We start from the raw sequence: 17,571 nt of genomic DNA, 5'->3' as shown, positions 1-17,571 counted from the left end.
GCGGTCAGGTCCGGCTCAGCTCGTCTTCGTCATCAGGCTCACCCGCTGTGGGCGCACTCGCGGCGCCGGGGCGGTTGACAGCCGCGTTGGCTTCGGCGAAACGCTCGTTGAGCCGGGAGTGGCGCTGGCCGTAGGCGAAGTAGATCGCCAGGCCCAGGACCAGCCAGAAGGCGAAGAAGATCCAGGTCTCCACGGCCAGGTTGGTCATCAGGTAGAGGCACAGCACGGCGGAAACCACCGGCAGCACCTTGCCGAACGGGACGCGGAAGGCAGGCTTGAGGTCCGGGCGCTTCTTGCGCAGCACCAGGATGCCCAGGCTGACCACCACGAACGCAGAGAGCGTGCCGATGTTGATCATTTCTTCGAGCAGGTCCACGTTGGTAAGCCCTGCCACCAGGGCAACCGCGGTGCCGCAGATGATCTGGAGACGGGCCGGAGTGGCACGCTTGTCGCTGGTCTTGGACAGCGCCCGGGGCAACAGGCCGTCGCGGCTCATGGCCAGCACTACGCGGGACAGGCCCATGAGGAGCACCATGATCACGGTGGTCAGGCCCACCAGGGAACCGAAGGCAATGACCTTGGCGGCGGAGGTGTCGCCGACGGCTTCGAAGGCGGTGGTGAGGGTGGGGCTCTTGGCTTCGGCCAGCTGGGTGTAGGACACCATGCCGGTCAGGGCCAGGGAGACCAGGATGTAGAGCAGCGTCACCAGGGCCAGGCCGCCGAAGATGCCGCGGGGCAGGGTCTTCTGCGGGTTCTTCACTTCCTCTGCGGAGGTGGCCACCACGTCGAAGCCGATGAAGGCGAAGAACACCAGGGCGGCACCGGCAAAGATGCCCATGGTGCCGTACTGGGCGGGGGCAGCGCCCGTCAGGAAGCCGAAGAAGGACTGCTTCAGGACGTCCGCGGCGCCGGTGCCCGCGGTGGGCTCGGCGGCGGGCACGAATGGGGTGTAGTTTTCGAACTTCACGTAGGTGAAGCCCACGACGATCACGAACAGCACTACGGCGATCTTGATCAGCGTGAAGATGTTGCCCACCCGCGCGGAGAGCTTGGTGCCCAGTACCAGCAGCACGGTGAAGATGGCCACGATCAGGAAGGCGCCCCAGTAGAGGTCCACGCCGCCCAGCGAGATGGCCGGCGGAACGTCGAGTCCGGTGAGGGCAAAGACCTTGCTGAGGTAAATGCCCCAGTATTTGGCGATCACGGCGGCGGCGGTGAACAGCTCGAGGATCAGGTTCCAGCCGATGATCCAGGCAAGGAGTTCGCCCATGGTGGCGTACGTGAAGACGTAGGCCGATCCGGCCACCGGGATGGCGGTGGCGAATTCGGCGTAGCACATGATGGCCAGGGCGCAGGTAACGGCGGCAATGGCGAAGGAGAGGGTAACGGCGGGACCGGCGAAGTTCGCGGCGGCCTTGGCGCCGACTGAGAAGATACCGGCGCCGACAGCAACGGCGACGCCCATGATCATGAGGTCCCAGGTGCTGAGGGAACGCTTAAGCTTGCGTCCGGGCTCATCGGCGTCGGCGATCGACTGCTCGATGGATTTTGTCCGCAGAAGGTTCATAAGAGGGGTCACAATCCTGGTTTGTGAGGGAAACAGACCTATCAACGATAGTGTCCATCCACTGGACGGTCCCAATCGTCCCGAATAGTGAGACGTCGTCATTACTCAAAACGCCGAACATTCTTCTGCCAAATGAACTCGGGGCCCTCCGAATGGAGAGCCCCGAGTGGCGCTGAGTCGAACTTCCTAGACCGGCCAGTCCATCAGCGTTGACCGGATGAGGAAGCGCTTGCCCTCCGGCGCCTCCACGGAAAAGCCGCTCCCCCGGCCGGCCACAACGTCGATGGTGAGATGGGTGTGGCTCCAGTAATTGAACTGTTCCCGAGACATCCAGAACTCAAGCGGCATGGGCTGCAGGCCGTCGGAGAGATCGAACAGTCCCAGGAGGACATCCGAGTCGCCGGTGATGAACTCCCCTGCCGGGTAGCACATGGGCGAGGACCCGTCGCAGCAGCCACCGGACTGGTGGAACATAAGCGGGCCGTGCCGGTCCCACAGGGTGCGCAGCAAGTCCACAGCGTCCGGCGTGAGCGCCACCCGGGAAAATTCTTCCCCGGGCAGCGTCACGGCGGCGTCCAGCCTGGTCGGACCCATGGCTTAGAAGAAGCCCAACTTGTTTTCGTCGTAGCTGACCAGGAGGTTCTTGGTCTGCTGGTAGTGGTCCAGCATCATGGCGTGGTTCTCGCGCCCGATGCCCGAGGACTTGTAGCCGCCGAAGGCGGCACCTGCCGGGTAGGCGTGGTAGTTGTTCACCCAGACACGGCCGGCCTGGATCTCGCGGCCGGCGCGGTAGGCCACGTTGCCGTTGCGGGACCACACGCCGGCGCCGAGTCCGTACAGGGTGTCGTTGGCGATGCCCATGGCGTCGTTGTAGTCGCTGAACTTGGTCACCGCCACCACCGGTCCGAAGATCTCCTCCTGGAAGATCCGCATCCGGTTGTGGCCTTCAAACACGGTGGGCTGGACGTAGAAGCCGCCGGCCAGGTCGCCCGGCAGCTCGGCACGGGCACCGCCGGTGAGGATCTTGGCGCCTTCCTGCTTTCCGATGTCGATGTAGGACAGGATTTTCTCCAGCTGGTCGTTGGACGCCTGGGCGCCCACCTGGGTCTCGGTGTCCAGCGGGGTGCCCTGGATCATCTTTTCCACCCGGGCCACCGCGTCTGCCATGAAGGACTCGTAGATGTCCTCCTGGACCAGCGCCCGTGACGGGCACGTGCAGACTTCGCCCTGGTTGAAGGCGAACAGTGCGAAGCCCTCCTGGGCCTTGTCGTAGAAGGCGTCGTTTTCCTGCGCGACGTCGTTGAAGAAGATGTTGGGGCTCTTGCCGCCCAGTTCCAGGGTGACGGGGATGAGGTTCTGGCTGGCGTACTGGCTGATGAGCCGGCCGGTGGTGGTCTCGCCGGTGAAGGCAATCTTCCGGATCCGGGAACTGGATGCCAGCGGCTTGCCCGCCTCCACGCCGAAGCCATTGACCACGTTGACCACACCGGCGGGCAGGAGGTCCGCGATGAGCTCCATCAGCACCAGGATGGACGACGGCGTCTGCTCGGCGGGCTTGAGCACCACGGTGTTGCCGGCGGCGAGCGCGGGGGCCAGCTTCCAGACGGCCATCAGGATGGGGAAGTTCCATGGGATGATCTGGCCCACCACGCCGAGCGGTTCGTGGAAGTGGTAGGCCGTGGTGTTCTCGTCCAGCTGGGAGAGGCTGCCTTCCTGGGCCCGGACGGCGGAGGCGAAGTAGCGGAAGTGGTCCGAGGCCAGCGGCAGGTCCGCGTTGAGGGTTTCCCGGACGGGCTTGCCGTTGTCCCAGGTTTCGGCGACGGCGAGCATCTCCAGGTTCTCGTCGATGCGGTCGGCGATCTTGTTCAGGATGGCGGCCCGTTCCGCCACGGAGGTCTTCCCCCAGGAGGGTGCTGCCTTATGGGCTGCGTCCAGGGCAAGTTCAATGTCCTCAGCCGTGCCGCGGGCCACCTGGCAGAATGCCTTGCCCGTCACCGGGGTGATGTTGTCGAAGTACTGGCCCTTCACCGGGGCCACCCATTCGCCGCCAATCCAGTTCTCGTACCGGTCCTTGAAGGTGACCTTCGACCCGTCGGTTCCCGGCTGTGCGTAAACGGTCATGTGCTTAGCTCCTTTGCTGTGCAGAAGGCTGGCCCGTTAGGGCGCTGCCGATGGACCCAGCGTAGGAGCGGGAAGGTTGCAGCAAGGTTGCATAGGTGTGGCCTGCGCCACAGGCAGGGTGCAGGCCTGCGTTCAGGCGCGGAGTTCGGCTTCCAGCCGTTCCAGGTCGGCGACGACGGCGGCGCGCTTGGGTGAGCGCGGCGGCAGGAGGCGGAGCGCTGCGCGGCGGATGCCGACGTCGTCCCTTGCCTCAGGCAGCGCGGCGTACTTGAGCAGGGACTCGGCGCTGCCATCCGTGAGGACAGCTTCCCGGAGCAGGGACGAAACCCTGCTCCTCAGGTCCACGATGCCGGGCGCCTCGGAGCGCGGAAGCACCTCGCCGCGGTAGATCTCCAGGGCAATCCGGTGCGCACCACGCTGCAGGCAGCTGAGCACCTGGCCCGTATCCGGCACCAGGTCCAACGGGAGCCGGTACGGGCGTGAGCCGGGAACGGCGTCCGGGCTCAGCTCCTGGATGACCTTGCGGAGGCGGACCATCTCGGCCCGGAGCGTAATGGTGGAACCCTCCCCCGGGTACAGCAGCGATCCGAGCTCCTCGGCGCTGAGCCCGTCCGGGTGCGTGCTGAGCAGGGCAAGGATCTCGCTGTGCCGGGCGGACAGGGAGACCGTCCGCCCGCCCAGGCTGAGCAGCGCCTGGTCGCGGCCGAGCAGTTGCAGGCTGTTCCGGTAGAGGCTGCCTTCCCTGGCCCGGCTGCCGTCCCTGGCACCCAGGGCTCGGCCACCTCCGGAAGGGGCGGGCCGCCGTCGTACGGGTTTCCTTGCCAGCTCCGCGGCATGCTGCAGGCGCTCCACCCGCAGCTGTGCCTGGGCGGCGGCCACCGTGGCCTCCACCAGCGACAGCGTATGCGGGGCCACCGCAATGTCCGTGCCGGTGATGTCCACGACGCCGAGCATGGCACCGGAGTCGGGATCATGGAAGGGAACGGCGGTGCAGCTCCAGGGATGAACGGCGCGCTGGTAGTGCTCCGCCCCGGCGATCTGGATCCCCCGGCCCAAGGCAAGGGCGGTGCCGGGGGCGCTGGTGCCAACGCTGGCCTCGGACCAGTCGGCGCCGGGAACGAACATCATGCCCTCGGCGCGGCGCTGGAGGGTGGGGTCGCCGTCCACCCACAGCAGCCTGCCCACTTCATCGCCCACAGCCACCAGGAGGCCGCTGTCGTGGCTGGGCTGGACCAGGAGTTTGTTGATCACCGGCATGATGGCGGCCAGGGGGTGCTGCCGGCGGTAGTCCTCCAGCTCGTCCCAATCGAAGGCAAGCGGTGCGGCGGCGTTGTCAGGATTGGCTCTGAACCGCGCGGACCGCTGCCAGGACTCCCGGATGAGTTTGCGGAGGCCCGGAATCTCAGGGGTGGCATCGCCCAGGCCCGGAATTCCGGGAGTGAGGGCGTCCAGGCGCTCGTGTCCGGCCAGCGCGGCACGCTGGCGGGATTCAGGATGGAGCAGGTTCGTCATCGAACTCCCGGTCCAGGGTTTTATCCAGCCATGCAGGGCTGGAGGGTAGCCAAGCCAGCATAGCTGGACAAAAAGTCCGTGTCATGGGTGAAAGTGTCATGGGTGTATCCGGACCAGCTCCTCCAGGGCATCCGCTCCAGCCGAAGCTCCCCCGGCCGCAGCGTACCCCTGGGCAACCCGCCGCGCGCCCGGCGCTTTGGCCAGTGCCTGGCGGACCGCGGCGCGCAGCTTCTCCGGGCTGAGATGCTTCCGGTTCAGCCGCACCCCGGCGTCCGCGGCCTCCACCCTGGCCGCCACCTCGTGCTGGTCACGGCCGAACGGAACCACCACCACCGGAACCCCCTTGGACAGCGCCTTCTGCGTGGCCCCCATCCCGCCGTGCGTGACGGCAACGGCGGCTTGCTCAAGGACCGGGCCGTGGGGGACGAAATGCTCGAGCCTCGCGTTGGCCGGAACAGGGCCAAAGCCGTCCGTTCCGGATGCGCGGTGGGCACCGGCAGAACCGGTTTCCGCCGCCGGCACGGTGGCGACGACGGTAAAGGGCTCTGCGGCCAGTCCCGCCAGGGCGGCCCGGACGATGGCCTCGTCAGCCTGGTATTCGGACGAGGTGGTCACCAGGACCAGTGGATCCTTCGCGCCCTGGAGCCACGCTGGAGGCTTGACCGGCGGCTCCCATGGGAGCGCGCCGATCATGCGCACGCCTGGGCCCCAGTCGGGGTGCGGGTATTCGAACGGTCCGGACGTGGCCACGAGCATCAGCGGTGAGGTCCGGAACATCTCGTCGGCACCGCTGACGGGCGGAAGCTTGCCGCCGGACAGTTCAGCCCGCAGGGAGTTGATGTTCGGCAGCATCAGCTTTTCGACCGCGCCGATCACCAGCCGCCGGGCCAGCGCGTCCCGGGCCCTTCCCAGGGGCCCGGGCATGGGGGCGAGTCCGGGACCAAACGGAGGCGTGCCCTTCGACTGCAGCGGCGGGGTGTAGGGGCTGAACGTGGCCCAGGGCAGTCCCGATGCCTCCGCCTGGATGCGGGCTCCCCACGCGTTGATGTCGATGAGCAGCAGGTCGGGATCCACATCATCGATGGCTTCCTGGAGGTCCGGGGCGTCGAAGCGGGCCCGGGCAGTGAAGGTCTCCACGCTGGAAGCCAGGGCCGCTTTCGCGTTGCCGGCGCGGTAGTCCGCGGCCTCGACCGCAAGGATCCTGTCGTCCAGCGGCCGGGCCTGGAGTCCTTCCGCAATGAGCACGGGAACCTGCCGGTGGAGAGTGCGGACATGGACCTCGTGCCCGCGGGCCTGCAGCTCCTGAAGCAGCGGGACCATCGGGAACAGGTGGCCGATGGCGGGCGAGGTGTAGGCAAGGATGGTGGACATCAGGACCTCCGCGTGAAGGGTTCCAGCATTTCGAGCAGGGAATGTGCCACCTGGTCCCGGCTGAGCCCTGCGTCGAGGCGGAGCAGCTTCCAGGTGTAGACGTCGCAGAGCGCGACGAACTGGGCCAGCCGGCGGTCGTGCTCCGGGCTGTCCTCCAGGGGTTCCAGGAACGGGGCGAAGACCATGGCGCACCACTGGCGGTGCAGGCGGCGGCCCCCTTCGGTGATCCGGCCCAGTTCAGGCGAGGAGTGTTCCTCCGCGAGCAGCTTCAGGGCCAGGGCGCCGGTTGTTTCGTAGTGTTCCAGGAGATTGCCGACGGCGGCCGGAACGTCGCCGGGAGGAACAGCGTTGCGCTCGCTGCCCACCCGGTCCGTGGCGGCCGCGGTACACGCCGCGATAAGGCTTGCCCGGTCTCCGAACCTGCGGATGACGGTCTGGACCGTCACGCCGGCCCGCGCTGCAACGGCGGCCAGCGTGACGTCGGCGAGCGGGCCCTCCATGAAGAGGTCCTCAGTGGCCTGCAGGATGCGGCGCCCGGTTTGGGCGGCGGCGGAAGCCCGCTTCGTCGAATCGTAGGCCCGGCTCTTTGCCGCCGCCGTATTCATGTTAACGAGATTAACTCGAATACGGCGCCCCGCATAGGGTCAGCTGCGCGAGATGCGGATCATGTCCTCGCGCGGCACCACCTTGATGCGTTCACGCACCACGTGATCCAGTTCTTCAGGGCCGGTCCAGGCCGCGCCCAGGCCTGCCTCGTGCGCATCGAGCTTGTTCCACCCTTCCCAGGTGGTGTACTCGATGCCGCGTTCCTCGAGCAGATCGATGATGGCCTGCGGATCCGGGTTCTTAGCTGCCGGCAGGTTCAGCCGGTCCTCCAGCAGGAAACCGATGGTCTCCAGGGCATCGCCCTTGGTGTGCCCAATCAGCCCCACGGGACCGCGCTTGATCCAGCCCGTGGTGTAGACACCGGGGACCGGGTTGCCCTCGGCGTCCAGGACGCGGCCGCCCTCGTTGGGGATGACGCCGCGCTTGGCGTCGTATTCCAGTTCGTCCAGCGCCGAGCCGTGGTAGCCGATGGCCCGGTAGACGGCCTGGACGGGGTATTCGACGTACTCGCCTGTCCCCTTGGCGTTGCCTGTCCCGTCCAGCTGCATGCGCTCGAACTTGATGCCGCCCACCTTGCCCGTGCCGTCGTCGAGCACTTCAACGGGATTGTGCAGGAAGTGCAGGTGCAGCCTGCGGGAGGAGGGGTTTTCGGACTCCGCGTGCTCCTCCACCAGCCAGTTGGTGAGGGTGTTCACCATGGTCTTCACCTGGTTGTTGGTGCGGATGGCCTCATCCGAGGCCTCGTCGAATTCAAAGTCCTCGGGGTACAGGACGATGTCGACGTCGTCCATGTGGCTGAGCTCCCGCAGCTCCAGCGGCGTGAACTTGACCTGTGCGGGGCCGCGGCGGCCAAAGACGTGCACGTCGGTGACGGGCGAGGACTTGAGCCCGGCGTAGACGTTGTCCGGGATCTCGGTGGTAAGCAGTTCCTCCGGGTGCTTGACCAGCATGCGGGCAACATCGAGGGCCACGTTCCCGTTGCCGATGACGGCGATATCCCTGGCCTCCAGCGGCCACTCGCGCGGCACGTCCGGGTGGCCGTCATACCAGGAGACGAAGTCGGCGCCGCCGAAGGAGCCCTGCAGGTTGATGCCCGGGATGTCCAGGTCCGCGTCCTTGACGGCACCCGTGGAGAAGATGACGGCGTCGTAGAAGGCGCGGAAATCGTGCAGCGTGAGGTCCCGGCCGTAGGTCACGTTGCCCAGGAAGCGGATGTCCCCGCGGTCAAGGACCTTGTGCAGGGCATTGACGATGCCCTTGATGCGGGGGTGGTCAGGGGCCACGCCGTACCTGATCAGGCCGTAGGGGGCAGGGTAGGCCTCAAAGAGGTCGATGCTGACCTGGAAATCGCCGTCCTTCACGCCGCTGGACTTGGTGAGGATGTCCGCAGCATAGACTCCTGCCGGTCCCGCGCCGACGATGGCAACGCGGAGGGGACGGTTGGCTGGGGTTTCGCTGTGGTTGGACACCGGGAGCCCTTCTGACTGGTCCTGCTCATGATCCGTGAGGGTGCGCAGCATGGTGCAGCGCACAGTCCCCCATTCTAGTTGGGCGCCAGGGGCACAACCTTGCCTTCGCGGTACAGCAGCGCGCGCAGTTCGGCTTCCGCCGAGTCCAGCCGTTTCGGGTCGATGGTTTCGCCGTCGTGGTAGTGGTCCAACACCCGGGGATCCACGTAGCTCTTCCGGGCGATGGACGGGGTGTTGCCCAGCGTCTCCGCAGCGTCATACATTGCCCGGCTGATGGCCCGCTTGCGCTTGGCGGCAGTGCGCTGGACACCGGTGCGGGCCAGGCTTTCCGCGGCTGCCACCGTTCCACGCAGGGTCCGGAAGTCCTTGGCTGTGAAGTCGGACCCGGTGCGCTCCTTCACGTAGGCATTGATGTCCGCGCTGGTGACCGGGCGCCAGGTCCTGCCCTCCTTGTAGGCCAGGAGCCGGGCGTTGGGGCCGCGGCGCTTGAGCAGGCGCAGCAGGACCGCGAGGTCCGGATCCCGGATCTCCGATTCCCAGTCCTTGCCGCTCTTGGCCGGGAAGCGCAGCAGGATCCGGTCCTTGCGCACCTGGACGTGGGCGCACAGCAGGGTGGCAAGGCCGCGGCTGCCGTTCTCGTTCGTGTAGCGTTCAGAGCCCACACGGAGGGATCCGCTGTCCAGCATCCGGAAGGCGGCGGCCAGGACGCGTTCGCGGGTGAAGCCGTCGCTGCGCAGGTCCATGGTGACGCGCCGCCGGGCTGCGGGCAGCGATTCGGCCAACTGGAGGGAGCGGTCGAACTTCACCCGGTCCTTCCGCTCGCGCCACTCCGGATGGTAGATGTACTGGCGGCGGCCTACCCCGTCCACTCCGGTGGCCTGGATGTGGCCGTTCTCGAACGGGGCGATCCAGACGTCGGTCCATGCCGGCGGGATGCCGATGCTTTCCAGCCGGTCCCGGACGGGACCGGCTGGAAGCGTGGAGCCATCGAGGTCCCGGTAACTGAAGCCCTTGCCGGCGGCCACCCTGCGGTAGCCGCGGCCCGAGGCATTGCTGCGCCGGAGCCTCATGGGGCGGGCTTCGGCAGAGGCGCACGTGTCATGAAAGCAAGCCTACTGATTATTTTCCGGATTGCCGCCTGCCTGCTGGAATACCCGCCGGCTGGATGCTGTTATTGAGAGCGTGCCCATGCCAGAAGGAACCTCTCCAGCCACGCCCGTCGCCACCCCGGCCGCCTCGCCCCCTGCGGCAAAATCCGCAGCAGGCGCCCCTGCACCGTTGGGTCCCGGGCCCGTGGGCAAGGATACGACGGCGGGAATGCTGTTCGGCATCGGCGCTTACGTTTTGTGGGGGCTGCTCCCCCTGTACTTCTTCATCCTGATGCCGGCGGGCGCCGTCGAAATCGTCGCCAACCGCGTGGTCTGGTCACTGCTGTTCTGCGCGCTCCTGATCACTGTCACCAGGACGTGGCGGGTGCTTGCCGCAGCCCTGAAGGACCGGAAGGTCTTTGGCTCCCTGGCGCTGGCTGCGTTCCTGATCGCCATCAACTGGCTGACCTACACCTACGGCGTGACCACGGGACAGGCCGTGGAAACGTCCCTGGGCTACTTCATCAACCCGCTGGTCTCGGTGCTGCTGGGCGTGCTGGTGCTGAAGGAAAGGCTGCGGCCGCTCCAGTGGGCCGCAGTGGCTGTAGGTTTCCTGGCGGTGGGCGTCCTCACCTACTCGTACGGGAAGCTGCCCTGGATCGCCCTGACACTGGCCTTCAGCTTTGGCCTGTACGGCTTCGTGAAGAACCGGGTGGGCTCGAAAGTGGATGCCATCACCAGCCTCAGCGTGGAGACCATGGTGCTCGCCCCGCTGGCTGCCGTGGCCATGGTGATCCTTGCCCTGGGCGGCGGTTCCACCTTGACATCCCAAGGTGCGGGGCACTTCTGGCTGCTGCTGGCGTCCGGCGTGATCACGGCCGTGCCGCTGCTGTTCTTCGGCGCATCCGCGCGCCGGCTGCCCATGACCACCATCGGGCTGCTCCAGTACTTCGCCCCCGTCCTGCAGTTCCTGGTGGCCTTGCTCGTGTTCCGCGAGACCATGACCGTCGAGCGCTGGATCGGGTTCGGGGTGGTGTGGCTGGCCCTGGTGCTGCTGACCCTGGACATGCTGCAGGCGGCACGCAGGAACTCGCTGGCCCGCCGGGCGCTCCGCAAGGCCGCCTGATCACCCACCCAAGGCGCGCTTCACGGCGTCGTACGCGGGCGTAGGCTTCCCGTCGTTGAACAGGTGGTCGTGGCCCTGCCGGAGGCTCCCGCCGTCGTCAATCCACCAGTCGTATCGGTCGTCAACACCCCATGCGGTGTAGGAAACACAGGTACGCGAGCGCAGGCACGTGGCCAGGACCGTGGCGTACTGCTTCGCCTGGGCTTCCGTCCCCTGATCATCCGTGACGTCGTTTTCGGAGATGCGGACGTGCAGCCCGGCGTCCCCGAAGGTTGTGAGCGTTTGGGTGAGGTCGTTAGCGGAAATGGCGTCGGTCCGGAGGTCGTAGACGTGCGCCTGGAGGCCTGCACCATAGATGTGGCCGCCCTGCGCGTTGGTATCGAGTATGAGCTTGAGCAGGGCGTCCTGGCGCGGCCCGGGGACGTCCGCGCCGTTCTCGTTGATGTACTGCTTGACGTCCGGATCGGCGGCGTACACGGCCTTGGAGACCACTGTGGGATAACCGGGCCCGAAAGCCCGGTACCAGAGGTTCTGCTGCATGCTGGTCCCCTGGTTGACGTCGAACGGCTCGTTCACCACGTCAAGGGACGCCAGCCTGCCCTTGAAGTGCGCCACCACGGTGCTGACGTAATCCAGCAGTGTGGCGCCAGTGGCCTGCCGTTCCGCCTCGGAGCCGGTGGGCAGCTCCTGCATCCAACGCGGCATGGCCTCCGTGAAGGCGATGGTGTGGCCATGCACCGCCATGCCCTTGCTTTGGGCAATCGCCAGGATGGCATCGGCCTCTTCAAAGGTGTAGACGCCCTGCTGCGGGGAGAGGAACTGCGGCTTCATGGCGTTTTCGGGGGTGAGGGCGCCGAAGTTTCCCACGAACTCCCGCGCGTAGTCCTCGTCGCCGGTGAGGGGTCCAAGGGCCACGGCCGCGCCGACCAGGAAGTCGGGACGGATCTTGGCGGCCAGGGCCTGCAGCCCGTCAGCCGACCGCTGCGCGCCTGCCGCCGCGGCCCCCGACGTGCGCAGTCCGGTGCTTCCCGGGGCTACCGCCTTCAAGGAAGTGATTTCAAAGTCCCCGGAGTCGCTGGAGAACCCCAGCCACAGTTGCCCGGATGAGAAGACCTTGCCCAAGGGCAGCGAAGAGAGCGTGTCACTGCCGCTGGCGACGGCCAGGGTGTCGCCGGACCTGCGCACCGTGAGCGGAGCAGCCGCATCCTTCACCGCCACGTGCTCGTCATGGACGGGTACCGGCTGGGTCACGTCCTGCTTTTGTGCGCCGTCGAAGACTGCGATCCTCAACTCGTTGCCCTGGAGCGTAAGCCGCACTCCGGCCGGCTCCACGCGGAACTCATCCGCAATGACAGGCGGCCGGGTGTATACGGCCCAGGATGCGTCCGCTGTGACATCCGCGAAGGTGGCGCTGAGTGAAAAGTCCCCGCCGACCACCAGGTGGGTGCCGGCCAGGTTGAGCGGAGGGTTCGGCTGGCCCCCTTGTCCGCTCTGCTCCACGATCCGCCGGGCAGTGGGGGTCACCTGCAGCCCGCCGCTGCCGGTCCGGACGCCCGGGACGTCCTGCCAGTCCACGTGCAGCAGGTCCAGCGTCACGTCGGGTTTGGGCGGGGAGCAGGAAGCCAGGATGACGAGGAGGGCGGACGCCAGCACCACCATCAATGCGTGCGGACGTCCGGCCATCCTTCGTCTTCTTCCCTGTAGACAGGACTTGGTGCGGCTACGACTTGGTCCAGCGGACGTCGTCGAAATACGCCTGCAGCCCTGAATTGCCCTGGACGATGACCTGCAGGCTCGCCTTGGCCACCGCTGTGCTGCTCGGCGAGTACGTCAGGTCAACATTGGTCACGCCGCCGGCCGAGACACCGAGCTTCCACTGCCCGGAGATCCACTGCCCGGCGGAGTTGTATTCGTCAATGTAAAAGCCCATCTCGCCGCTGGTCCGCGCCGTGATGTTGAGGTAGCTGGCAATCCTGTAGCTGCCGGCGGCAACTGCCACCTGCGGGGAGAACAGATGCCTGTTGGCCGTGGTGGCCGCCATTTTGACCGAGTTCACCGGGTTGGCTGGGCTCCCGTGGTTTCCTGCGTCAGCCACGATGGTGGACGCCGAGTCCGTCCTCCAGCCCGAGCTGATGCCGGCGTCAAACGTTCCGTTCGCCACCAGGTTCGGGGACTGCGTCGGAGGTGCTGCCGCCCCAAGGGTCATCATCTGCATGTTGTCCAGGTAAGCGGTGATGCCCGTGCCGGTCACGTAGACCTGGAGGCTGGCAGACGCCACGGAGGTGGAGCTGGGGGTGTAGGTGAAGTTCATCGACTCCACCCAGTGGCTGTTTTCCCGCTTGCGGAACTGCCCGGAAATCCACTGCCCGGCCGCGTTGTACTCGTCCACGTAGAAGCCCACTTCCCCGGAGGAGATTGAGGCGACGTTGAGGTAGGCCTTGTACAGGTAGCTGTTGGCTGCCGAGACCGGAACCTTTGGCGAGAACAGGTGGCTGGCGGCGGAACCGGACACCAGCTTCACGGACTTGGCGGGATCGGGGTAGCTGCCGTGGTTCCCGGAGTCAGCGGTGATCGCAGCCGGCGCGTCGGTCCGCCACCCGTCGGCGATGCCGTTATTGAACGTCGGGTTCGGGAGCAGGTTGGGGCTGCCGTTCACCAGGCCCTTGCTGACATTGACGTTCCTGATCTGGCCGGCCGCCACCTTGGTTTGCACATAAGCGGCCAGCTGGTCCAGCTCCGCCGTACCGTACTGGTAGTCGTCCGGGGTCTTGCTCGGCGTAGGCCTGATGTCGTGGAAGGTGAAGATGGCCCAGGTCTTGTTCGCGATCGCCTCGTCCACCTTGGCCTTCAGGGTGGACACCGGGGTGGTCACCTCCTGCACGGGGGTGTTGTGGAGGAGGAGGTCGCCGAGCGGCCAAATGTTGTTGCCCACGTCGGCGAAGCCGCGCATGGAGCTGTAGTACTTGGCGATTTGGGCGAGCGTGGTCATGTCGTAGTCGCCGTATGGCGTGGCGAGGGCCGTGGCGTTGAAGCCATGCGCCGCCAGCGCTGACCGGCTGTTGGCCAGCTCGGCATCCACTTGGGCAGCCGTCAGCTTGGTCGCCTGGCAGTCATTGCCCACGCTCACCAGGCACTGGTGGTCAACGGTGTGCGAGCCGATCTCCCAGCCGTAGGTGTTCTGCAGCTGGGTGATCTGGTCCCACGTCATGTACGGAACGTCCGTATTGGCGCGGCAGTTGTTCGGCACGGTGGTCATGCCCACGCAGTTGGTAATGATGTAGCTGGTCCCGGTGAGCCCGTACTTCTTGAGTGTGGGGGCCGCCTGCGTCAGGGCATTCTGCATGCCGTCGTCGAAGGTGAAGGACACGAGCGGAGTTGGCGCGGGATTGTCCACCGCGGCATTGGCTGCCGCAGGGGACAGGAGTGCGGCCGCCACGGCCCACACCGCCGCCCCAATGGTCAATAGCTTGGCGCGGTGCCGCGCCAGGCTGGATCTTGATCTGATCATGACTTTCTCCTTCTATCGGATGGCGAAGGCGCCGCGGTTCACCGCCTGGTGGTGGTCACGGGCCCTGCAACTGCTCGAACGCCTGGGCGACCGGTTTGACCTGGATGCCGCTTTCGTCGATGAGCTGCAGCTGGGTTGCGAGGGCAGTGCTGGTGATGGTGCTCCTGTCCGCCGCAATAGTGCTCTTCTGGGTGCCCGACGAGTCGGGGGCTGCGATCTGGTGGTACACAAGGATGAGCCAGCCGTTGGACCGGGAGGTTTCGGCGAGCGTTTCCTTGAGGGTCTCCGGCGTGGTTGCGTCGGTGACATAGAGGACCTTCAAGTCGCGCGGGTTGAGGTTTTGCCTGGTGTTGATGCCATCGCCCGTGCCGCGGACAATCTTGAAGTACTTCGCTGCGTACCAGTCCACCTGCGGGTCGGAGCGTCCGTACGGAGGTGCCAGGTCGTCGGTGGGCAGGCCCGCGGCTGCCAGGGCGTCCTCGCTCTTGCGCAGCTCGTCGTCCAGCCTGCCGGTGCCCACGGAGGTGAGGTCCACGTGCTGGTAGCTGTGGGCGGCGATCTCGTGTCCGGCCTGGTTCATCTGCTGGACCTCTGCGGCGGTGATGAAGTTCGGCGTCTCTATGGAGCTGGGATTGACGTACTGGGTGGACTTGAAGCCGTGTTTGTCCAGCAGCGGCAGGGCCCGGTCGTACACCGACTGCCAGCCGTCGTCGAAGGTGATCGAGACCATGGGCTGTTGCCAGCGCAGCGGCCCCGGCCTGGTGACGTCCAGCAGCGAAAAGTCCCGGACCGCAGTGGTGCCGTTCCCGTGCGAAATGACGGTGACCATCGCGGTGTCCGCCCCGTCCGGGACCTGGAAGGTATCCCTGATGGTGGTCCACTCCCCCGCCGGCGGCACCGTCTCCAGGTTCCGGAACTTCCGCCCGCCGCCGGCAAGCTCAAACTCGGCCACCACATCCACCTTGAGATCGGACTTGTAGGCCGCGCTGAAGGTGAAGTAGCGGTCGGCGGCCACCGGGATGGGCTGGTACTGCCACTTCGCTTCCCCGTTCTGGTAGTTGCCCACCCGGGTCCAGAGGAAGCTGCCGCGGTCATCCTCGCCACGCCCGGACTCCACCGTCGATGTCCCGGACGAATACGGAGACCAGAACGCGGGCCGGCCCGGATCGGTACCGGCAAACCCCGGATTGGGGATCACGTTGGGACCCCCTGCTCCGGATGCGGGAAGCTGGACGTCCTCTGCTGCCTCGAGGTACACGCCCTCCACCTGGAACGTGCCGGCGGAGGCGAAGCGGAAGACGTACTGCACCGCCGTCGTCGTGTCCCCGCTGTTGAACGCGTCGCTGACCGTAAACGCGGAGGTGCCGGGGCGTTCCAGCGGATTCCGCAGCTGCTCCAGGCTGCTGCTGCCGTCCTTGTGGTACTTCCTGGCCAGCAGCCTGAATTCGGGGTCGGTGGTGGTGAACGCCTTGAAGAAATAAGTCTTGCCGGGGGCGAGGTCTACCCGCGGGCTGCTGAGGGTGACGTCGCCTGAGGCGTACTGGCTGATGGTGAGCTTGAGCGCCTGCCCACCCATCTGCCCGGCTGCCAACTCCAGCGAAGTCCTGGCGTCACCGCTGTGCCCGGCGATCCATCCGCCGGCAGGGTCCATGGAGGAACCGGCCGACGGCGACTGGCCGGGTGTGGCGGCAGGTCCGGCCAGGGCGGGGAAGAGTGCCGGCAGCAGGTTGGCTCCCGGCCGGGGCTGGGCGAAGCTGCCCGTCCTCGCCGTGTACGCCAGCCATCCGGCGCTGATCAGGAGGACCAGCACGGTGATGACAACGAGGGGATTCAGCAGTACCCGGCGAAGCCTCCGGCGCTTAGGCGGCACTGGTCACCACCCCCACGCTGCCGGCCCGCTGCGGGGACTTCCAGGTGTTGATCTCGGGGCGCCGGACCAGGCCGCGCAAGCGCGTGATGCAGCGGACGGCGGCCACCAGCTGCACCAGGTCCATGATGTAGAACAGGAAGTAAGCCGTGGGGGCGTAAAGGCAAAGCCTGGTGCGTTCCCGCGCTGTGAGGTTTTCGTCCATCAGGACCGTCAGCAGCGTGTAGGCGGTGATGGTGGCGTAGGAACCGATGATCAGGGCCGGCGTGTACGTGGCCAGCGACCAATAGACGGCGTACGTCCAGGCCAGGGGCGAGACGAGCAGGGTGAACTCGCTCAACAGGCCCATCGGCATCCGGTAGTAGGCCAAGGTGCGGCTGTACCGGCGGCTGGGGTTCAGCGCCATGCCGCGGTACTTGATGAGGTTCTGGATGCTCCCGTACTTCCACCGGTAGCGCTGCTTGGCCAGGGCGAGGAACGTGAGCACGCCTTCGGTCCTGGCCACCACGTCCGCGCCGTAGACCATGCGGAAGCGCCGGTTGCCCAAGTAAGTGATCTTTGCGCTCAGGCCGATGTCCTCGGTCACCGTGTCCGTATCGTAGAAGTCCACTTTGCGCAGCACCCGCATCCGGTATGTGGAGGCCACTCCGCCCACCACGTACTCGCAGTTCAGCAGCGAGTAGAGCTTCTTTGAGCGGTAGCCGATCATGTGTTCGAACCGCTGCAGGATGCCCAGGGCTGTGGTCTCCTCCATGATCTGGACGTTCGCCGCCACACCGGCCACGTACGGGTCGTCGAAGTAGGACAGCGCGTTGGTGATGGCGTCCGGCTGGATGACCGAGTCGGCGTCGAGCGTCATCACGTACTGGCCGTGCGCAAAACGCCGGAGCACCGCGTTGAGTGCGGCGCCCTTCCCCACGTTCCTGTGCATCCGCACCAGGCGCAGGTTCATTTCCGGATGGCGCACCTGGTAGTCGCGGACCAGGCGGCCGGTAAGGTCACTGGATGCGTCGTCCGCCACGAGGACCTCGAAGGAGCGGTAGGTGCTGCGCCGGATGGAGTCGAGCGTCCGGACGATCACTGCTTCCTCGTTGTGCGCGGCAATGACGATGGACACCAGGCCGGGTACCTCGGGGAGGGCCCTGCGGGTCCAGGTGGCCGTGGCCGCGCATTCGGGCTGGAAAGCGGTGGGCAGCCGCACGCCCCTGATCCCTTTCCGCCGCTGCTGCCAGACGTCATAGAAATTGGCACCAGCCAGGTAGAGGCCAAAGTGCACCACGTAAAGGATGCTGACGCCCGCGAACAGCCAGAAGATCAGGAGCGCGATGTCCATCAG

The 17,571-nt window shown here is 66.5% G+C and carries 13 protein-coding genes; 1 reads left to right on the top strand and 12 read right to left on the bottom strand.

Features of this window, described 5'->3' with window-relative positions:
- Positions 1-4: 4 nt before the first annotated feature.
- The 8 genes from FBY30_RS11570 to FBY30_RS11535 form a co-directional block, all read right to left on the bottom strand.
- Entirely contained in the window at positions 5-1,567 is a 1,563-nt protein-coding gene (locus FBY30_RS11570; protein ID WP_142133002.1) for an amino acid permease, read from the bottom strand.
- 186 nt (positions 1,568-1,753) lie between these two features.
- Entirely contained in the window at positions 1,754-2,161 is a 408-nt protein-coding gene (locus tag FBY30_RS11565) for a DUF779 domain-containing protein (RefSeq protein ID WP_142133001.1), read from the bottom strand.
- 3 nt (positions 2,162-2,164) lie between these two features.
- Positions 2,165-3,688 (bottom strand): acetaldehyde dehydrogenase ExaC, encoded by a 1,524-nt coding sequence (exaC, locus tag FBY30_RS11560; protein WP_142133000.1) that lies wholly within the window; start codon positions 3,686-3,688, stop codon positions 2,165-2,167.
- Positions 3,689-3,820: 132 nt separating this feature from the next.
- A complete protein-coding gene (locus tag FBY30_RS11555) occupies positions 3,821-5,200 on the bottom strand; it encodes a helix-turn-helix domain-containing protein (protein WP_142132999.1) in 1,380 nt (459 codons plus the stop codon).
- A gap of 96 nt (positions 5,201-5,296) precedes the next feature.
- Positions 5,297-6,571 carry a glycosyltransferase gene (locus FBY30_RS11550; protein ID WP_142132998.1) on the bottom strand — a complete coding sequence of 425 codons (1,275 nt, stop codon included), beginning with the start codon at positions 6,569-6,571 and terminating at the stop codon, positions 5,297-5,299.
- Positions 6,571-7,176, bottom strand: coding sequence for a TetR/AcrR family transcriptional regulator (locus FBY30_RS11545; protein WP_142132997.1), 606 nt, complete (start codon positions 7,174-7,176; stop codon positions 6,571-6,573). The genes FBY30_RS11550 and FBY30_RS11545 overlap by 1 nt, the downstream gene beginning before the upstream one ends.
- 39 nt (positions 7,177-7,215) lie before the next feature.
- Positions 7,216-8,697, bottom strand: a complete 1,482-nt coding sequence (locus tag FBY30_RS11540) for an FAD-dependent oxidoreductase (protein ID WP_442858283.1) — start codon at positions 8,695-8,697, stop codon at positions 7,216-7,218.
- A 23-nt stretch (positions 8,698-8,720) separates the two neighbouring features.
- Positions 8,721-9,716 carry a DNA topoisomerase IB gene (locus tag FBY30_RS11535; RefSeq protein ID WP_142132996.1) on the bottom strand — a complete coding sequence of 332 codons (996 nt, stop codon included), beginning with the start codon at positions 9,714-9,716 and terminating at the stop codon, positions 8,721-8,723.
- 118 nt (positions 9,717-9,834) lie between these two features.
- Between FBY30_RS11535 and rarD the strand changes: the two genes are divergently transcribed.
- Positions 9,835-10,860: an EamA family transporter RarD gene (gene rarD, locus FBY30_RS11530; protein ID WP_142132995.1), complete on the top strand. Its 1,026-nt coding sequence runs from the start codon at positions 9,835-9,837 to the stop codon at positions 10,858-10,860.
- Here the strand turns inward: rarD and FBY30_RS11525 are convergent, their stop codons facing one another.
- Genes FBY30_RS11525 through FBY30_RS11510 form a run of 4 tightly spaced genes read right to left on the bottom strand, consistent with a single transcriptional unit; the run spans position 10,861 to position 17,568 of the window.
- On the bottom strand, positions 10,861-12,543 hold the full coding sequence (locus tag FBY30_RS11525) for an endo-1,4-beta-xylanase (RefSeq protein WP_142132994.1): 1,683 nt from the start codon (positions 12,541-12,543) through the stop codon (positions 10,861-10,863).
- A gap of 37 nt (positions 12,544-12,580) precedes the next feature.
- Positions 12,581-14,368 (bottom strand): polysaccharide deacetylase family protein, encoded by a 1,788-nt coding sequence (locus FBY30_RS11520; RefSeq protein ID WP_142132993.1) that lies wholly within the window; start codon positions 14,366-14,368, stop codon positions 12,581-12,583.
- 55 nt (positions 14,369-14,423) lie between these two features.
- The gene (locus FBY30_RS11515; RefSeq protein WP_142132992.1) at positions 14,424-16,238 is read right to left on the bottom strand and encodes a polysaccharide deacetylase family protein; all 1,815 of its coding nucleotides are present in this window, start codon (positions 16,236-16,238) and stop codon (positions 14,424-14,426) included.
- Positions 16,228-17,568 (bottom strand): glycosyltransferase family 2 protein, encoded by a 1,341-nt coding sequence (locus FBY30_RS11510; RefSeq protein WP_142132991.1) that lies wholly within the window; start codon positions 17,566-17,568, stop codon positions 16,228-16,230. Before FBY30_RS11510 ends, FBY30_RS11515 begins: the two co-directional genes overlap by 11 nt.
- Between the last annotated feature and the right edge of the window lie 3 nt (positions 17,569-17,571).

Origin of the sequence: Arthrobacter sp. SLBN-83 (genome assembly GCF_006715285.1) — a bacterium.
Lineage (GTDB): Bacteria > Actinomycetota > Actinomycetes > Actinomycetales > Micrococcaceae > Arthrobacter.
Note: the sequence above shows the minus strand (reverse complement) of the source record. Positions and strands in the feature narration are given on the sequence as shown.